An 18,510-nucleotide genomic window follows, 5' to 3' on the forward strand; every position below is an offset into this window, starting at 1 on the left:
TAATAGATTCCACGCTCCACTTCGTTTCGCTCTGAATGACAAACCAATCGTTTTACTTTACTTAGTGAAATCAAACGTTCTCCAACAAAACCAAACTATGATCACTTCCTCCCAAATGATTATACAAAAGAATATTTTTAATACTTTCTTTTTTCACATCATTAATCATCATCACTTCCGGAATCTGCTGATCTTTCAGAATATGACAAGCCATAAATGTTGAGAAGCCACTTGCTGTATTGAATTCTCCACTTAAATGCTTGTAATATAACAACGCTGAATTTGGAAATAAATTCATTGTTTTAGTATAATAAACATCAGATGTAGAATCTCCGCTGAAACCTAAAATCACAGCATCAATTTCTTCAAAGGTAAGATTGTTTTGAGTTAAAAAATATCCGATAAAGCTTTGAATTTCATCTTGTTCTAATCTATTATTGATTTTTATATCTCTAAGTTGAGCGTAAGAATTTTCTGTCTTTTCTTTTCCCAGAACAAAAAAGCTAGAACCTTCTCCCCAAATAACACCTTCTGTTGTTGAATGTAAATAATCAACGGGAAGATTTTCTTCTTTCTTAATGGTTTTGTTTAATTTATACAATTCCATTGTTCGGTCGGTTTGTTCATCCGTTGAACCCACCAAAACATTGTCAGCTTCACCATCATTAATTTGAAGTTTAGCATCTAACATCGAGAATTCCAATGAAGAAGAGGTATTTACATACGTGAAGTTGTAAGCGTGGCATTGTAATGCTAAAGCAATTTGCCCGGCAACCGTATTGTGAGTGGATTGAATAAAATAAGTCGGAGTCAGAAACTCTTCATTATTATCAATTACATTTTTTAAAAACTTTTCAGAATCTTGGGAGCAACCCATTCCTGTTCCGACAATAATCGCGTCAGGGTTTTCAATTCCGGCTTCTTTTAAAGCATATTTTGAGGTTACGGAACTCATTTTTACTGTTTTAGACATTCTTCTGCTCATTGCGGGCGGAATGAATTCTTTGTAATTAGGTTCAATAGCTTTTACGATCTGAATTGAATTTTCAGGCGTAAGGTTTTGGATGAAATTTTGATTTAAAGTGTCCTGAACCGAGATGCAGGCTGCACTGTTGATATAAACTGCACTCATGATTTTGAGAAAATTAAGGTTGAACAATTTCCTCCGAACCCAAATGAGTTAGAAAGGACATGATCGATATTCTTCTCTTTCAATTCGGTAACAGGTGTTAAATCAAATTCTTCCATTTTCGTTTTAAAATTCAAATTGGGGAAAATGATATTATTTTGAATGGCCAACAATGAATATATGGCTTCAATTCCCGCAGCAGCAGCTAAAGTATGACCTGTAAACGCTTTTGTAGAACTGAATTCCGGTACCTGGTTTTCACCAAAGAGTCTAATCATCGCAATTCCTTCCGATAGATCATTATTTGGAGTGGCTGTTCCGTGAGCGTTGATATAATCGATGTTTTCTTTCTGTAAACCTGAAACTTTCAATGCTTTTTCCATAGCTAAATAAGCGCCTTGTCCGTTTTCCGAAGAAGCGGTTTGATGGTGGGCATCGTTGGCATTTCCATAGCCTGAAAGATAGCCTAGGACTTTTTTATTTTCTTTTTTAACAACTTCATCAGATTCCAATACCAGAAAAGCGGCTGCTTCTCCGAGATTTAATCCTTTTCTGTCATTGTCGAAAGGCGTATTGTAAGAATCGGTAAGAATCATTAGGGTACTGAATCCATTCAATGTAAATTTTGAAAGAGAATCAGTTCCACCAACAATCACGCGGTCTAAAACTCCATTTTTAATAAGCTTTGCGCCCATCATAATCGCGTTAGCTGCTGAAGAACAAGCCGTACTGATGGTCGAAACCATACCTTTCAGCCCTAAATAATCTGCAATAGCTAATGATGAATTTCCTGCATCATGAGAGTCAATATATTTTTGCTTTTCAGGAAAGTCTTCGTAAGAGTAGAAATATTTTTCGGTGATATCCATTCCGCCAACGCTTGTTGAGGAGATCAAGCCTGTTTTGTAGCCGTTAATATCTGATATTCCGGCACTTTCTACGGCTTCTTTTGCGGCAATCATCCCTAACAAAGCAGTTCTTGTCACATTATTATCTTCATTAAGCTGAAGTTTTTGTACCAATTCTTCATTAGATAGTTTTATCTCGCCTGTTTTAATATTTCCGGTGTGGCGGGTTTCAAACAACTGAATATCTGAAATTCCGTGTTTTCCGGTTTTTAACGAAATAAAATTTTCTTCCACATTGTTACCGATGGAAGAAATGATGCCCATTCCTGTTATGGCAATTTTTTGACTCATTTTATCTTATAATGTAACTGTGTATCAATTTAACAGTTTACCAATATTGTTACATTGCTAAACTGATACATTGCTAGATTGACTCATTTATTTTGTTCTGTTTTCTTCGATGAATTTTGCCATCGTATCGATAGATTGAAAAATTTCCTTTCCTTTTTTAGGATCGGCTAATTTTATTCCATAATCTTTGTCAAGAAGAACGATCAACTCTAAAGCGTCGATAGAATCTAATCCTAAACCTCCTCCGAATAACGGATCAGTATCTTTGATCTCTTCTATAGAAACATCTTCAAGATTAAGTACTTCGATAATTTTGTGCTTCAATTCAGTTTGTAAGTTTTCCATAAAAATTATTTTAATGTACCAATTTAGCAGTGTGCCAGTTTACCAATGGATGACTGCAAATTAATGCTACATTGTTATAGTGTTAAATTGTTATATTAGTTCGTAAGCAAATATACAAAAGCTTTATAACTTTCCTGATATAGCTCTACCCAGCCACAGAGTACCTTTTCAGCCTTTCCTGACTGTAAGATCTGTTCTGAGTAATCATTTAAAAATTTTTCATCAAATTCATCCAAAACAAAAAACGCATTCTCTGTCTGCATTTTATGCTTGATGCTGATTTCACCGACGCAAATGTTAGGCAAAGTGTACACAAAAACAGCCGGGCTCGGGAAGAAATTTTCCTGAGAGTTGATGCTTTCCTGATATTTAAAATCAGTATCTAAACTTGATGATCTGTTGGCTAAAACAATTGCTGTTTTGCTGTGATCTCCGTCTTTTAAAATAATTTCCGAAGCCAAAAATGCCAGTTTACTCAAGTTATCCATTTTATGAAATTTAGGATAATTCAATTCTAAACTTTTATAAGCTTCTTTTGCAAATTCTGAGAAAAATTCAGCTTGGCTTTCAAAAATAACTTGTTTGTTGGTCGTTATTTTTGAATTTTCTATGGTGCAAATGTCTGTTTTCTTCATCATCTTAACATTTTTCGAAAACAATTGCTGCATTACAACCGCCAAAACCTGAAGCTGTTTTCAAAATATATTTGATTTCCGTAGGTTGGTTTTCTTTAATAATGTTCAAAGGTTGGGAAACTCCCATTTCTTCAAAGTTTTTAGATGAAATTAAGGTACTGTGAAGAGCACTTTCCATAGAAATAATGCTTTCCAGTAGACCTGATGCTCCTAAACAATGACCATAATAGCCTTTCATACTGTTTAAAGAAACATTTTGTAATTCCATTCTGTTGAAAGCGATGGCTTCCATTTCGTCGTTATAGAGTGTTGCCGTTCCGTGGGCAGATATAAAATTGATTTGTTCTGCTGAAACGTTGGCTTCTGTCATTGCATTTTTGATGCTTGTATACAATCCGTCTCCTGTTCTTGAAGGTCCGGAAATGTGATTGGCATCGTTGATTGCTGAGTCTCCTGATATTTTAAAACTAAATTTTTCGTTTGAGATTGCTTCGTCACTTCGTTCTTCGCAATGACCTGTAATATAAGCTGCCGCCGTAGCTTCACCAAGATTGATTCCGCTACGGTTTTTGTCATAAGGTTTGCAGGGTTCGCTTCCGATGGCCTGGAAAGAATTAAATCCTGAAATCACAAACTCTGAGATCTCATCTCCAGCCACAACAAATGCATCTTTATATCTTCCTGCCTGAATCATGTTTTTTGCTACAGCAATCGCCATCACTCCAGAGACACATGCATTGGAAACAACAATTGGTTTTGTTTTAAATCCGAAAAAATCAGCGATTTTTTGTGCTAAACTTGAAAGATAAGCACCTTCCGGTAAAGTCGTTTTATTTTTTAATAAACTGATATTTCCTTTAGTTGTTGATAAAATGAAAGCTGTTTCTTCTGTAATGTTATGTCTTTCCACCAAAGGTTTTAAACTTAACAAAAACATTTTTTCAAGCCGTGTGAAATTTTTATTGTCGAAGTTTTTGTTGAATTCTTCTTCCAATTTTTCAGAATCGATGATAGAAGCATAAAAAGCTTCCTGATTTTCGATCACTTTATGTTTTGCAACGCCTGATTTTCCTTGAAGTAAAGCATTCCAATTGGATGCAACATCAAAACCTAAAGGAGTGACGCAGTTGTAATCTGTGATGTAAACTTCTTTTCTCATAATCCCATTTTATCTTTCCAAGCTTGAAAAAACTCGGGATTATACAAACATAAATTATTGTCAGAATCTAAGAAAACCTGAATGGTTTCTCCACTGCAAACCAATTTATTATCTTGATTAAAAAGTTCGTATTTATAAATTAATTTCGCAGCAGTTATATTGACAAAAGTGGTTACGATATTGAAGGTTTCACCATATTTTAAAGGAAGAAAATGCTCACAAGTACTTTTTACGATAGGCGTTACAAATCCAGCTTTCTGAATATCGAGGTAAGTCAGGCCATGCTGTCTGCCGAAAGCTTCTCTTCCGTCTTCGAAATACACAATGTAATGGCCATGCCACACAATTCCCAACGGATCTGTCTCATTGAATCGTACTCGTACTTCCTCAGTACACTGGATTGGTTTTTCGTTAGACTGCATTTTGTTTCCTTTCATAAAAAATTGAAATAGTGACCATGGCAATATAAAATAATAATAATAAAGCCAGTTCTTTTGCTATGCCTGCGATTCCGCTGTTTCTTAGAATGATGTCGTAATAAGCGTTCAGTCCCCAGTTCATGGGTGAGAATTTGGCTACGGTCTGCATGAATTCAGGCATTAAGAATACCGGAACCCATATTCCTCCGACTGCTGCCAATACAACAACAGAAGTGGCTCCAAACGGTGCAGACTGTTCCTGAGTATCGGCCAGTGTTCCTAATAAAACACCAAAGCCAATAGCTGCTAAACCTGCGAAAATGGTAACGATAATTAAATGGAACATTTTTCCTGTCACATCAAATTGTGGTAAGTCCATATAAGGGAAAAGATAAATTCCCACCGCTACCATCAATAAAAATTGAATGATGCAGATGATTAAATAGGTACACGTTTTTCCTAAAATATGAATATAATAAGGCGTTGGACTCACTCTTACCCTTACACTCGTTCCCTGACTTTTTTCTTTAACTAAATTAATAGAAAGCGGAACGACAATGAAAAATATCGCAAAAAGTGCCCAAGCCGGAACATTGTGCTGAACAGAATTCGGTATAATGTCCATTTTTCCTTTTGTAGGCGTAATTTCTTTAAAGCTGATTAAGTTTTTATTTTCATCCAGATTTTCCGTAGTTCCCAATTGATCCTGGAAAGCTTTGTAGATCTTTTTGTTTTCGATTTCAAAAACCATTTTATTAACGGCATTCATTACATTATTTTTGAAACCGATATTTGTTGCCGGATCAAAATACAAGTGAATATCTTTGGCTTTTATTTCAACATTCTTTTTTGCAGAAGCAGAATCTGCCTCAATTCCAAATGAGCTTACAATGGTCTGAACTTTAGAATCAATATTTGCATTTAAATCTTTAGTTAAATTTTCAGGAATGACGATTGCCATTTGATAATCACCTGAAAAAACGGCGTTTTGAGCTGATTTTTCGGTATAATTAGTCACTAACTCGAATGTTTTACCATTTTCGAGCTCGTGTTTTATACTTTTTGAAATTTCAGATTTGTCATTATCAATAAAAATGATCGGAATTTTTGAACCTTCCAGATTTTTAAAAGTAGAATCCTGAATTAAGGTGATGGTGATAATCAGCAATAAAGGCATCACAAAAATAATGACGATTCCACCGATATCTCTTTTCAGTAAAAGGATCTCTTTAACGAAACTTCTCCACAATTTATACAACAACATCTCTTAATTCTTTTCCGGTTAATGAAATGAAAACATCTTCTAAGTTTTCGGCACTGGCAACTCTGTTCACCAATTCTTCGGGAGTTCCAACAGCGTGGATTTTTCCATGATCAATGATGGCAATTTTGGTACAGAATTCTTCCGCTTCAGAAAGATGATGAGAGGTATAAATGATGCACGTTCCTTTTTTATTTAAATCCAAAAGATAATCAATGATTGCTTTTTTAGATTGAACATCAACGCCAACGGTCGGTTCATCCAAAAATAGAACTTTCGGATTGTGAAGTGTTCCTGCGATCAAATTGCAACGACGTTTCATTCCTCCTGAGAATTGTTCTACTTTTTTATCGGCGAATTTTGATAAACCCATGAGTTCTAAAGATTCATCAATCGCAATTTTTAATTTTTTATGTGGTAAACCGTACAAGCTACCGAAGAACATTAAGTTTTCTTTTGCTGTAAGCGTAGGGTATAGTGCATATTCCTGTGGAACAATTCCAATGATTTGTCTTAATTTAAAACCGTCTTTTTGAGGAGATAATCCGTTGATCTTAAAAGTTCCTGAAGTTGGTTTTATCAACCCAGAAAGCATGGAGATTAAAGTTGTTTTTCCTGCTCCGTTGGGTCCCAGAATTCCGTAGATTTCGTTTTGATTAATATTCAACGAGATATCATTTACAGAAAACTCTTCTGCATGCTTGTATTTTTTATACAGGTTTTTTATTTCAATGATGTTCTCCACGTTAAATTGCTTTTCTCAGTTTTTTGTAAAAAGCCTCTTCCAGATCAGCAATATGAAGCATCGATTTTGAAAGCTCCTGATAGATATTGCTTTTTGAGTTTCTGTTTTTGTAAACACGGGCAATATCAACTGCAAAATCTCTCCAAAGATCACCGATTGCGGTAATTTCTTTAGAAAGTTCTTTTAATTCGTCATTTTTAAGAATTACAGCAGCTTCCTGTAAAAATGCACCGTAAATAAATCTGAAACCGCCACCGCCTGTTCCGATTTCCTCCTGCATTCTGATCAATTGTCCCAAATAATGATTGGTCACTTTTGTACCTTTTTTATCAGCCCATTTCGGAATGCTTTTCGCGACCCATCTCATGGCTTTTACCCCAATAAGTGGAACGGGAGCTAACATATTTTTACAAGTATCTTTAATGCCTTTTTTGATAGCTTCTTCCAGATTTACATTTTCCGGAATGTAAGTAGGGTAGTACATGTGACCTTTAGGAGGAAGTGCACCTTTGGCATATCTTACTTTTTCCAATTCTGATTCGGAAAGGGAAGTGGTATAATCCATCACAGGATCACTGATCAAAAATCTTCCGTCTTCTTTTCCATAAACGACCAAATTGTGAGCGTTGAAATGGAATTTATATTCTTCAGGAAAATAAGTAAGGTTAAAAACCCCAACCTGTAAACCTGTCGGTATGTTGTTTTCTAAATTTTTCTCTAAGGCTAATTGTGCGTCTTTAGGATTCGAGAATTTTTCTCTTTTAATTTTAATTCCCAGTCTTTTTGCCGCTTTGCTGAAAATAGCTCCCGGCATTGGCCTGTAACTAAAACCTGGGGCGAAATTTACTTTTAAAAAAGGTAAATACACGAAAAATAACCCAGAACCAATTCCGAAGATCATCGGTTCGCTGAGTTTTAGCCCTTTGTTTATTAGTAAATTAGAGGCAACACCGTTTTCGCAATGCGCAGTTTGATGGTGTTCAAAATTAATTTTCATTCGTTGCTTTTCTCTTTTTATCTTGGTAATATTTTTATCTTAATTGTAGAGATTTTTCGCTCCTTAGAGTAACAAACTTTACATTTATTTTAAGATGGTTTTATTTACCGTTGAAATTTTTTAATTCATCCACTGAAATCCCGAATGCATCGGCATATTTTTTCAGTACGGATTCGCTTAGTGTCTTAAATACTTTTGGTTTTGCGTGTCTCTTTACTCTCCATTGCCACATTCCGGCATAGGAAGCAAGAACCTGTAAATCCATTTTATTCAGTTCCATGAAATAAACAATCGGACTCGCTACGTTATTGGTAACATCTTGTTTAGCTTCTTCTATTCTTTCGTTAATTAAGGCTAAAGATTCATCTAAAGCGGCTTTCTTAACGTCCCAACCAATGCTGTTTGCCGTTGTATAATTATTGTTTTCATCAGTCACGTACAAAACCTCGGTCATATTTGCCGATTTCAAATTGCTTTCGTCTTGAGGAAGGTCTTGCTTTTTCATCTAAATATTTTTAAGTTTTAGATTACAGATGAATAAAATCCACCCGTTTTGTGATTAACTTTATCAATCGGCTAAAATAGTGAAAATAGATTATATGTAAATCATATTATTCTGTGATGATGTAATGTGAGTTTTAATAAGTAAGCCTAATAAAATATATCACATTTGCAGATGAATGATATGTAACAAGTGAGGGATAAATTCAGACTAATATATTTTAAAAGAAATTTGATTAAATAAATAATACTATGAAGAAATTTTTTATTTCTGTCTCGCTCTTTTGTATGTTGAGTGCGATGGCTCAGAAATTTGAAACACAAAAACTGACGGATAATCAGGGTTACAGCTATGAAACCGTGAAAAATGATCAGTCTGGTGTAAGAGTTTATACATTAAAGAACGGATTGAAGGTGTATCTGGCAAAAAATGAAGATGCACCAAGAATTCAAACGTATATTCCGGTAAGAACGGGATCAAATAACGATCCGAGTGATAATACGGGATTGGCTCATTACCTTGAGCATATGGTTTTCAAAGGAACTTCGCATTTGGGAACTCAGGATTGGGCGAAAGAAAAAGTTTTGCTTCAACAAATCTCAGATCTTTACGAGCAACACAAAGCAGAAAAAGATCCTGAAAAGAAAAAAGCATTGTACAAAAAAATTGATGAGGTTTCTCAGGAAGCGTCTAAATATGCGATTGCTAACGAATATGATAAAGCAATTTCATCTTTGGGAGCAACAGGAACGAATGCTCACACTTGGTTGGATGAAACGGTTTATAAAAATAATATTCCTGCAAACGAGCTTGAAAAATGGCTTAAAGTAGAAAAAGAACGTTTTTCTGAATTGGTTTTAAGGCTTTTTCATACAGAATTGGAAGCGGTTTATGAAGAATACAACAGAGCTCAAGATAATGACGGCCGTTTGGTAAATTATGCTTTGATGGAAGCTCTTTTCCCAAAACATCCAAATGGACAGCAAACAACGATCGGAACTTCAGAACACTTGAAAAGCCCTTCAATGGTAGCAATTCATAAGTATTTTGATACGTATTATGTTCCTAATAACATGGCGGTTGTTTTGGTTGGAGATCTGGATTATGATAAAACGATAAAATTAGTTGATCAATATTTCGGAACTTTCAAATACAAAGAATTACCAATGAAAAAAATGGTAACAGAAGCTCCAATGACTTCAATCGTTACCAGAACAGTGAAAAGTCCGTCAACGCCGAGAATGACGATGGCTTGGAGAACTGATTCTTACGGAACACAGGACGCTAGATTGGCTGATGTCGTGGCTGAGATTTTAAGTAACAGAGGCGATGCAGGTCTAATCGATCTTAATATTAATCAAAAGCAAAAAACATTAGGCGCGGGAGCTTACGAATCTCCATTCAAAATGTACGGTTCTTTTGCGTTAACAGTAACTCCGAAAGAGGGACAAAGTTTTGATGAGGCTAAAAAATTATTATTAGATCAGGTTGATTTAATTAAAAAAGGTCAATTTCCTGATTGGATGCTGAAAGCGATCGTGAACGACAAGAAAGTTCAGAGAATGAAGAATTGGGAAACTGCGGACGGTTTGGCTACCAATCTTTATGATGTTTACATCAACGGAAGAACTTGGCAACAGGAATTGGATGAGATCAATGAATATGAAAAGATTTCAAAATCTGATGTTGTAAAATTTGCTAATGAATTTTTCAAGGATAATTATATAGTTGTTTACAAAGAAAAAGGGGTTAATGATAAATTAGTTCGTGTACAAAATCCGGGAATCACTCCGATTAAACTGAACAGAGATGCACAATCTCCTTTCCTGAAAGAAGTTTTAGCGATAAAACCAACTGAAATTAAGCCTGAATTTATCGATTATAAAACAGCGATCCAAACGTCTCAGATTAAAGATAAGAAAGTAAGCTTCGTTAAAAATAAATACAACGAAATTGCTCAGGTGAATTATATTTTCCCTTTCGGAACAGATAATGACAAAGAATTATCTCTTGCGATCACTGCTCTGGAATATTTGGGAACAGATAAATATTCACCTGAACAACTGAAAGAAGAATTCTACAAACTTGGAATTTCAAACAGTTTCAGAACTTCAAATGACCAAACGGTAATCACTTTGAGCGGATTGGAAAGCAATATGCAAAAAGGCGTTGAGCTAATGAATCACTGGCTGACCAATGTAAAAGCAGATAAAGCAATTTATGATCAGACCGTAAAAACGATCTTAGAATCAAGAGAAGTTGCGAAGAAAGATAAAACAAGAATCATGACTGCATTGAGCAATTACGCGAAGTATGGGAAAGATTCAAGAATGGCGGATGTTGTTTCTAAAGAGCGTATGCAGAGCATTAATGTTGATGATTTAATGAAAAAAATCAAGACGATCAATCAATATCCTTACGAAGTTTTCCTTTACGGAGAAGATCAGAAAGGATTGGAAAAAGCAGTTAAACCTTACATCGCCAACACAACTTTACAACCGGCAAAAGCAAAAGTTTACGCTGAACCTGCGACTGAAGGAAAAGTATATTTCACCAATTACGACATGGTACAAATGGAAATGTCTAAAATTGCAAAAGGCAGCAACGTAAATCTTGGAAACTTCGGAAAAGCGAATGTTTTCAACGAATATTTCGGACGTGGACTGTCTTCTATCGTTTTCCAGGAGATCAGAGAAAGTAAGTCGTTGGCTTATTCTGCGTATGTCTCTTATGCAAATGCAACTGAAAGCAATCATCCAAACTACGTTACAAACTATATCGGAACACAAGCAAATAAATTACCTTTAGCAGTAAGTGCAATGAATGATTTAATGGCTCAATTGCCACAAATTCCGGCTCAGTTTGAAAATTCTAAAGGTTCTGCTTTGAAACAAATTGCATCCAACAGAATCAATAGAACAAGTATTTTCTTTAATCAGTTAGCTTTGAAAAAATTAGGCGTTGATTATGATATCAGAAAAGATATTTATACTGAAATTCAGGGATTGAGCTTACCTCAATTGACGAGCTTCTACGATACTGATATTAAGCCATTGAAATATAATACAGCCATCATCGGGAAAAAAGAAAACCTGAATATGGAATCTATTAATAAAATGGGAGAATTTAAAGAGGTAACTCTTGAAGAGATTTTCGGATATTAATTTTCAGATTTAAAATAATATTGAAAGTGGGGTAGAAATGCCTCACTTTTTTGTTTCTTTCATTTCATATTAACCACAGATTTACACAAATTTTCACAGATGTTTGTGTTTTATTTTTGAGTTTAAATATTTATACATTTTTATTATTCTCAATCATCTGTGAAAATTTGTGTAAATCTGTGGTTCAAACAAAAATAAAAGCTGCACAAAACGTACAGCTTTTATATATTTAAAGTAAATTTTTCTATGATTTCACTTCCTGAATAAACAAATTGATTTCAGCTCTGATCAGCAATTCATCATTATTAAAAGTCTCACAAAAAATATTGCAGATATTTTCATATTGAGAAATCAATGATGCTTTTGAAATAATCTTGTCACCAACTTTAGGCAACGCAAAAACTTCAATTTTCTTAATATTGGTAATAAAACCGATCACTTTTGTATCAGCTTCAGGATTTTCGAAGAAACTTTGTCCGAGGATTGATGAACAGGTTTGCGCTAGATTTTCAATTAAACCGGCTTCAACAAACTCATTATTGTGAACAAAAATATTATCTTCCAGAATTTCAAACGAAGTCATCACTTTTTCTTTGGTCAATTCCAAAATATAATCTGCCATCAGCATTGGATCGCGATGAGGTAAGAATTGATGAATATTGATGATGTCGTTTTCCTTGATTTCCATTAAAATTATTTTACAACAGTTTTCATTTGAGAGTTGGCGATCTCAATATCATTTAGTTTAGTAATAATATTGACAAGTGTAACTCCCATTACTTCATTCAAAATAGTAACTTCCGATTTCAAATGATCTCCGACTTTCGGTAATGCTTCAGCTTCAAAAGACTTGATGGCACCAATATATCCTGTGGGAGCATCTTTTCCCAATAAATAGTATTTGTATCCGGTGTGTAAAGCCACGCTTTGAGCCTGATGTTCAATTAATCCTGATGCCTGAAAAATTCCGTTCTGAACAAAAATATTGTCTTCTTTTATTTCAAATCCTGAGATCAGGTGATTTTCAGAATATTCTGCAAGTTCATTCACCATTACAAAAGGAGATCTTTGCGGAATTAAGCTTTCCACAAAATTTTGATCAGATGTTGGTAATTTGTTTTCCATTAGCAAACGGTTAACAAGGCACAAGAATACGCAAATCTTCCACTTTCAGGAACGCAAAGAAGTATTTTTTCTCCTTTTTTCAATTTCCCTGAATTCATTAGTTGCTCTAAAGCTACGAAGATAGAACCGGCACCGATATTTCCTATTTCAGAAAGGTTGTAGTACCATTTTTCCCAAGGGAAATCCAATCCTACTTTAGCAAACTCATCTTTAAGTCCTTCTTTAAAATAACCTGAAGAAATATGAGCTAAAACATGATCGATAGAATCCGGGTCTAAAGTATGTTTGTCGAAAGATGATCTTAAACTTTCGGCACCTTTCACCAAAATATATTTATCTAATATTTTTGTGTCTTGTTTTAATGCAAAAATAGATTGCTTCAACCATTCGTCCGAAGGGTAATCTGCCCAAGATTTCAGGCTTCCGTCTTCCTGCTTCTCGCAACCTGCATACATACAAGCTTCGATTTCGTGAGCGTAAGAATAGAAATCAATCCATTCTACTTTCAAATTGGTTTCATTTTCTCTTGGTTTGTTTTCCAATAGAAATGCGCCTGCTCCGTCAGAAAGCATCCATCTAAGGAATTCTCTTTTGAAAGCGATAATTGGTCTTTCTTCTAATAAGACTAAATTTTCTGCTTCATGGTTGAATTTATCGGCCGTCATCCATGCTGACATTCTCTCGGAACCTGCACAAACTGCCGCTTCCTGAACGCCTGCTTTTACAGAAAGAAAACCGTAGTTCAGCGCATTCATTCCTGAGTTGCAAAGACCTGTTGCAGTATTTATTTCGATAGATTTACCAATGTTTAATTCACCATGCACCATAGAAGCGTGTGACGGCTGAATCTGGTCTGGTGAAGTTGTTCCTACAGACAGTAATTTCATGTCTTCTTTTTTGAAATTTTCATCAAAAAGACCTTCAATTGCTTTTGCTGTGATCTGAGCATTGGTATGTGTAGGATTTCCTTCTTTATCTAAAGCGTAATATCTTGTTGTGATTTTATTGTTTCTTAAAATCAATGACTTAGCTTTTGATTTGGCGTCATTTATATACCCTAGATACGTTTCCATTTCATCATTAGAAACCGGCTCATTCGGTAAATATGTTGAGGCTTTTGTTATAAATACGTCGTACATTCTATTTTAAATTAATTCCTTGTAAATATTTTTTTTGTTTCTGTCTTTTAACCCCAAATATAGGGGTCGTCAACAGGTGTAAAACTAAAACTACGGGTGAAATTACCCAGATTGCTGCCATCAAATATACCTTAAAGAATTTTATCAGCAATGGTCGTTTTTCTTTTTTCTTGATAATCAGGTTAGACCAAATGGTGAAGATCTTGTTTCCTACCTTTTCTACTCTTACCAAAAAAGGACGAATTTCTACAGCTCCGTTATTGATCAAATCAGGTTGAAGATTATCCAGATCATTGTTTTTTAAATGTCTTTCAATAACCTCGCCATATTTTACAGAACCTTTAATTTCTTCGTCCGAAACTCCGGCCGCGGGAAGTATTCCTGATTTTTCTTTTTGTCCTGTTGTTAACCAACGTAAGATTGTTAATACACTTGTATAATTGTCGTGTCTGTCTACCAAAGCGATGTTTCCTACAAGCTCGGCTTTCATATCTTTTAAATAAACTTTCAGTTTTTCCTGAGAAAGCATCCACATATTTCTTGTTGCAGAAATGGTAACCACAGGAGTATTTTTCAATATATTTTCTGCGTAACCACTTTTCAGGAATGAAATGATGGGAATGGACGGCGTTAAATACCAAACCTGATATCCAAAAATAATGAGGTCATATTTTTTGTTCAGAATGTTTTCCGAAGGCGGATGTATCTCGCTCGGAATCTGTAAATAAGACTCCGGAAATGTATTGAAAAATACATCACTCGACCAAGGAAAAGCAAAGTCTTCCTTTAACTGAATATTATAATACGTAACATTATATTCTTCTTTATTATTTTCAAACGGTTGGGCAACATTCTTTACAATATCCTCCAATTGTCCGGTTTGTGAATAATATATTACAAGTATATTTTTTTGCATTAGTTTTTTTATCGGTTACAAAAATATGCTTTTCATATTTATTATTTATGTCTAAATACTTTTATTGATTCAGAACTGAATTCGAGCTCGTAATTATCATTTTCAAATGAAGAATTTTTAATATTCATTAAAATAATAGTTTCTGGAAGCTCAGTAATATCTTTTAGATTAAAATTTTCGTCAGAAATTAAAAGCACGTTTGCTTTTTTATTTATTTCTGAGATATCGTTGATATAATTAATCTTTCTTCTCTTTACAATATAATTCTGTTTTGCAATCTCACGTTTTTCGTGATCATTAATTAAACTGAATATTTTTCTGTTTGCTTGCTGAAGAGTTAATAAAACATCTTTTTGTCCAAAATCATCAGCAATATGTAGAATTACTGCATCTTTTGGAATGTGCTTATTCAATTCAAAATAAACGGATTTATTGGTTTTGAAATCTTTTTTCAGTTCGTATACAACTTCAGTTTCTTTATATAAAAAGCTTAAAAATAATTTCTTTTTGAAATAATTTTCATCTTCAATCTCATTTCTCAGTTTTGCAAATTCATCTCTGAAATAGGCATTGATCTTTTTCGTTCGTTCCGAATAGTTTTTACCAAAGCTAAGATCATCATTAAGAATTCTGTCACCAACTTTCACGGTAATGCTTCCGTCGTAAATAATGAAGTCGCCTTTCGGTAAAACCTCAGAATTTCCGTGGATGTAAACCGGAACGACATCCAAACCAAATTCTTCAGCAATGTAAAATGCTCCTTTGTGGAATCTTTTTACATCATTCGTGTAAGAACGTTCTGCTTCCGGGAAAACCATTAAAGAATAGCCCTCATTTATTTTTTCTCGAAGTTGATCCATTCCGTTTTCGATACCTTGAGAAACGGGGAAGAAACCTAAAGCTTTTACTAATTTTCCAAAAACGGGAGATTCGTAAACCCAATCATTCACTAAATAAACGATTTTGTGCGTCGCCATTGCAAGCGCCAAAGTATCCAAAAATGAAGTATGATTAGCGATAATAACGGAAGGTTTGCTGAAATCTTCAAGCAGATTTTTAATAACAGTTTTCTTGACAAACGGACTAAGATGTAAAACCGATTTTAAAAATAAAGCGATAGATTTTTTAATAGTGCTCAAGGTTTTCCCTTTTGCTTTTCTCACAAAGAAATGTCCGAAGAAAGAAAAGAAAATTCCGCCTAGGCCGTAATAAAAGAATGATATTACTGAACGTAAAAATAATCTGAAAGTTATGGGGGAAAGTCCCTTTTTTTGTCTGTTTGTGATTAATAACCTAAACCAAAATGGATATAATGTTGAGGTGATGATGATTACGGAGAACATTCCGATTAACGCAACCAATGCTAACGAATGTAAAGCCGGGTGTTTCGCAAAAATCAAAGAACCGATGGATAAAATTGTAGTGAAAACGGCCAGAATAATTGAGGTTCTATAGGTTGGAAGTTCATTCTTACCCGTAGTGTGCTCTTTTTGCATGGCTTTCGTCAGAAAAATACTGAAATCGTCTCCAACTCCGAAAACTAGAGTACAAACAACGGTACTGAAAATATTTAATTCTAATCCTAAGAAATAGAGAATTCCGGCGGTTACAACTCCCGTTAAAACAATCGGGAACATTGTAAGAATCGTTAATTCGAAGTTTCTGAAGAAAACAATAATGGTTAAAACGATTGCTAATAATGAATAATTAATCAAAGTATTAAAATCTCTTTTTAGTAATCCTAAAAAGTTTTCATTCATTTGCTGACGGTCGATTGCTAATGCCTCGTGCTTCTTTTCAACATCTTTGATGAAGGCGTCTCTTTTGGTCTCATCTACTTTCACTACATTAGAAACAGTGTAGAAACCATTTTCATTACTTAAAAACTCGGAAATTTGTAAAGCCTTTATTTTTTCGTAGTCTTTTAAGCTTAAAGTAGAGTAGTTTTTATTTAAATTTTCATTGAACTGATCAAATGCAGAGCTGTTGAAACCAAATTTGTTTCCGTTATCAATTAATTCAGAAATAGTTTGATCTTTTTTATGACTGTCCCAGAATTTTTTCCAGGTTTCAATTTTCTTTTGTTGATCTTTTTCGGATAAAACAACATTTCCAATGGAGTTATAACTTAAAATTTTTCCGTCTTTTTTCTCTTTTTCAAGGAATTGAGAGAGTTGAGAATTTCTTGCTAAAGCTTCATTTTCCGAATCTCCGTACGAGATTGTATAAATAGATTTTGAAGTGATGTCTGAAAGTTTTTCCAACTTTGCTTCACTTATTTTTAAATCTTTTGGAATGTAATTCAGGTCGCCAATATCTTCATTAAAACCAACATGCCTAAAACCAAAGATACAGGCAATAATAATGATGGAACACCCAATAATTAAAGGTTTATTCTTCTCATACGGATACGAACCGATTTTATCAATAAAATTGGTGCTGACTTTTTCGTCCTTCTGTTTAGGTTTGTAAAGTTGAGGAACGATAATTAATGCTGTAATTGAGGACAAAATAACCGTAATCGCAGCGAAAATTCCGAGATCTTTCAATGCTTCGGAACGTACAAAAACCAAACATAGAAATGAAACAGCAGTTGTTGCGCTACTTAATATAATAGGTTGTGTGATCTCTTTGTAGAGTTCTTCAATATTGTTATTATGCTTGTAATGTGTCAAGATATGTAACGCATAATCTATCGTAATTCCAATCAGAATGGCGCCAACGCTTAATGAAATTGCTGAGATTTTGTCTTTAGTAAAATATAAAATCAACAAAGCCAATAAAACTGAAAATACAGTCGGAAGAAAAACGATAATCGGTGTAAAGAAATTCCTGAAATAATAAATTAGCAATATCAAAAGTACCGTCATAGAGATCATTACCGTATTTTGAATGTCTTTTTTGATCTGTTGAGCATTGGCAACAGCAATTACAGGCGAGCCAAAATAACTGAGTTCAGTTTTTCCTTTAAACTGTTTGTTGATCTTGTCTTTTATTTCATTTAATTGATTGACAAATACTTCGTTGTTTTTGGTGTCGTTGCTTTTATTTTTAGGTTCAATAAAAAGCAAAAGATTTTTTCCGTCTTTGGTGACGATGTAATTGTCTTCAAGCTTAAAATCTTTGCTGATATTTAACGCATTCAGTTTTTTGATTCCTAAAAATGTGATTCCCAGCGGATCTTTTTTAATAAAATCTTTAGTCACCAAACTTGTCGGAGAGACAAGAGAAACATAATTATTTTCTACCTGTTTTGCGATGCTGTCTTTTTGAAGCTTTCTTTCAATTTCCTTATAATCGTTTTCATTTAAGAATAAAGGAAGGTTTTGATTGACGAAATCAAAGGTTTCTGAAATTTCATTATCGTTTACTTTTCCCTGAACTGAGCCTATGTATTTTTGTAAAGGTTCAATTTTAGTTAAAAAAGTATCGGCTGTCTCGGAAAGCTGAAAATTGTCTTCTTTAGATTTATTTTCAATAATGACAATGATTTTGTCTGAAAAATTAAGTTGTTTAAGAACTTTTGCGGTAAGATCAGATTTTTCGTTTTTCGGGATTATCTGATTAATGTCTTCCTCGAAATTGATTTTTGAGGCGAAAAATCCACATATCAAAGCAATGCTTAGAGTAATAAATACTGAAAGCACTTTGTTTCTGGAAATGAGATAATATAAAAATATAAAAAAACGATGCATTGCATTATGAAATCAAGTTTGCAAATTTAATTTTTTAAGTATAAGTTCAAAAGATTTAATATATAAAGTTTTAGCTTACA

16 protein-coding genes are annotated in these 18,510 nt (G+C 34.1%); 1 reads left to right on the forward strand and 15 read right to left on the reverse strand.

From position 1 onward, the window contains the following. Window positions 1–70 precede the first annotated feature (70 nt). The 10 genes from A0O34_RS10900 to DarG form a co-directional block, all read right to left on the reverse strand. Window positions 71–1,132, reverse strand: a complete 1,062-nt coding sequence (locus A0O34_RS10900; protein ID WP_066754555.1) for a beta-ketoacyl synthase N-terminal-like domain-containing protein — start codon at window positions 1,130–1,132, stop codon at window positions 71–73. Continuing rightward, window positions 1,129–2,328 carry a beta-ketoacyl-[acyl-carrier-protein] synthase family protein gene (locus tag A0O34_RS10905; RefSeq protein ID WP_066754562.1) on the reverse strand — a complete coding sequence of 400 codons (1,200 nt, stop codon included), beginning with the start codon at window positions 2,326–2,328 and terminating at the stop codon, window positions 1,129–1,131. Before A0O34_RS10905 ends, A0O34_RS10900 begins: the two co-directional genes overlap by 4 nt. An 87-nt stretch (window positions 2,329–2,415) precedes the next feature. Beyond that, a complete protein-coding gene (locus A0O34_RS10910; RefSeq protein ID WP_054512816.1) occupies window positions 2,416–2,673 on the reverse strand; it encodes a phosphopantetheine-binding protein in 258 nt (85 codons plus the stop codon). Window positions 2,674–2,768: 95 nt separating this feature from the next. Next, on the reverse strand, window positions 2,769–3,311 hold the full coding sequence (locus A0O34_RS10915; protein WP_066759642.1) for a 3-oxoacyl-ACP synthase: 543 nt from the start codon (window positions 3,309–3,311) through the stop codon (window positions 2,769–2,771). A 1-nt stretch (window position 3,312) separates the two neighbouring features. After that, entirely contained in the window at window positions 3,313–4,467 is a 1,155-nt protein-coding gene (locus A0O34_RS10920; RefSeq protein WP_066754564.1) for a beta-ketoacyl synthase N-terminal-like domain-containing protein, read from the reverse strand. Beyond that, complete coding sequence (locus tag A0O34_RS10925; protein WP_066754565.1) at window positions 4,464–4,904, reverse strand: acyl-CoA thioesterase; 441 nt, start codon at window positions 4,902–4,904, stop codon at window positions 4,464–4,466. The genes A0O34_RS10920 and A0O34_RS10925 overlap by 4 nt, the downstream gene beginning before the upstream one ends. Further along, window positions 4,879–6,150: an ABC transporter permease gene (locus tag A0O34_RS10930; protein ID WP_066754567.1), complete on the reverse strand. Its 1,272-nt coding sequence runs from the start codon at window positions 6,148–6,150 to the stop codon at window positions 4,879–4,881. Before A0O34_RS10930 ends, A0O34_RS10925 begins: the two co-directional genes overlap by 26 nt. Continuing rightward, window positions 6,137–6,892, reverse strand: coding sequence for an ABC transporter ATP-binding protein (locus tag A0O34_RS10935; RefSeq protein ID WP_066754571.1), 756 nt, complete (start codon window positions 6,890–6,892; stop codon window positions 6,137–6,139). The genes A0O34_RS10930 and A0O34_RS10935 overlap by 14 nt, the downstream gene beginning before the upstream one ends. A gap of 1 nt (window position 6,893) precedes the next feature. Then, window positions 6,894–7,889 (reverse strand): BtrH-related acyltransferase DarH, encoded by a 996-nt coding sequence (darH, locus tag A0O34_RS10940; RefSeq protein WP_066754573.1) that lies wholly within the window; start codon window positions 7,887–7,889, stop codon window positions 6,894–6,896. A 100-nt stretch (window positions 7,890–7,989) separates the two neighbouring features. Next, window positions 7,990–8,394 (reverse strand): flexirubin biosynthesis protein DarG, encoded by a 405-nt coding sequence (gene DarG / locus A0O34_RS10945; RefSeq protein WP_066754575.1) that lies wholly within the window; start codon window positions 8,392–8,394, stop codon window positions 7,990–7,992. Between the two features lie 248 nt (window positions 8,395–8,642). On the opposite strand from DarG, the gene A0O34_RS10950 reads away from it, so the two are divergent. After that, entirely contained in the window at window positions 8,643–11,555 is a 2,913-nt protein-coding gene (locus A0O34_RS10950) for a M16 family metallopeptidase (RefSeq protein WP_066754577.1), read from the forward strand. 244 nt (window positions 11,556–11,799) lie between these two features. Here the strand turns inward: A0O34_RS10950 and A0O34_RS10955 are convergent, their stop codons facing one another. From A0O34_RS10955 to A0O34_RS10975, 5 genes are read right to left on the reverse strand one after another with little or no spacing between them, the layout of a single operon-like run. Further along, entirely contained in the window at window positions 11,800–12,243 is a 444-nt protein-coding gene (locus A0O34_RS10955) for a hotdog family protein (protein WP_066754579.1), read from the reverse strand. Window positions 12,244–12,248: 5 nt separating this feature from the next. Further along, the gene (locus A0O34_RS10960) at window positions 12,249–12,680 is read right to left on the reverse strand and encodes a hotdog family protein (RefSeq protein ID WP_066754581.1); all 432 of its coding nucleotides are present in this window, start codon (window positions 12,678–12,680) and stop codon (window positions 12,249–12,251) included. Beyond that, window positions 12,680–13,819 carry a dialkylresorcinol biosynthesis protein DarB gene (gene darB / locus A0O34_RS10965; RefSeq protein WP_066754583.1) on the reverse strand — a complete coding sequence of 380 codons (1,140 nt, stop codon included), beginning with the start codon at window positions 13,817–13,819 and terminating at the stop codon, window positions 12,680–12,682. Before darB ends, A0O34_RS10960 begins: the two co-directional genes overlap by 1 nt. 1 nt (window position 13,820) lies before the next feature. Further along, window positions 13,821–14,735 (reverse strand): dialkylrecorsinol condensing enzyme DarA, encoded by a 915-nt coding sequence (locus tag A0O34_RS10970; RefSeq protein ID WP_066754585.1) that lies wholly within the window; start codon window positions 14,733–14,735, stop codon window positions 13,821–13,823. A gap of 41 nt (window positions 14,736–14,776) precedes the next feature. Then, window positions 14,777–18,382, reverse strand: a complete 3,606-nt coding sequence (locus A0O34_RS10975; protein ID WP_228394280.1) for an MMPL family transporter — start codon at window positions 18,380–18,382, stop codon at window positions 14,777–14,779. Between the last annotated feature and the right edge of the window lie 128 nt (window positions 18,383–18,510).

Origin of the sequence: Chryseobacterium glaciei (assembly GCF_001648155.1) — a bacterium.
In the GTDB taxonomy this organism is placed as follows: Bacteria; Bacteroidota; Bacteroidia; order Flavobacteriales; family Weeksellaceae; genus Chryseobacterium; species Chryseobacterium glaciei.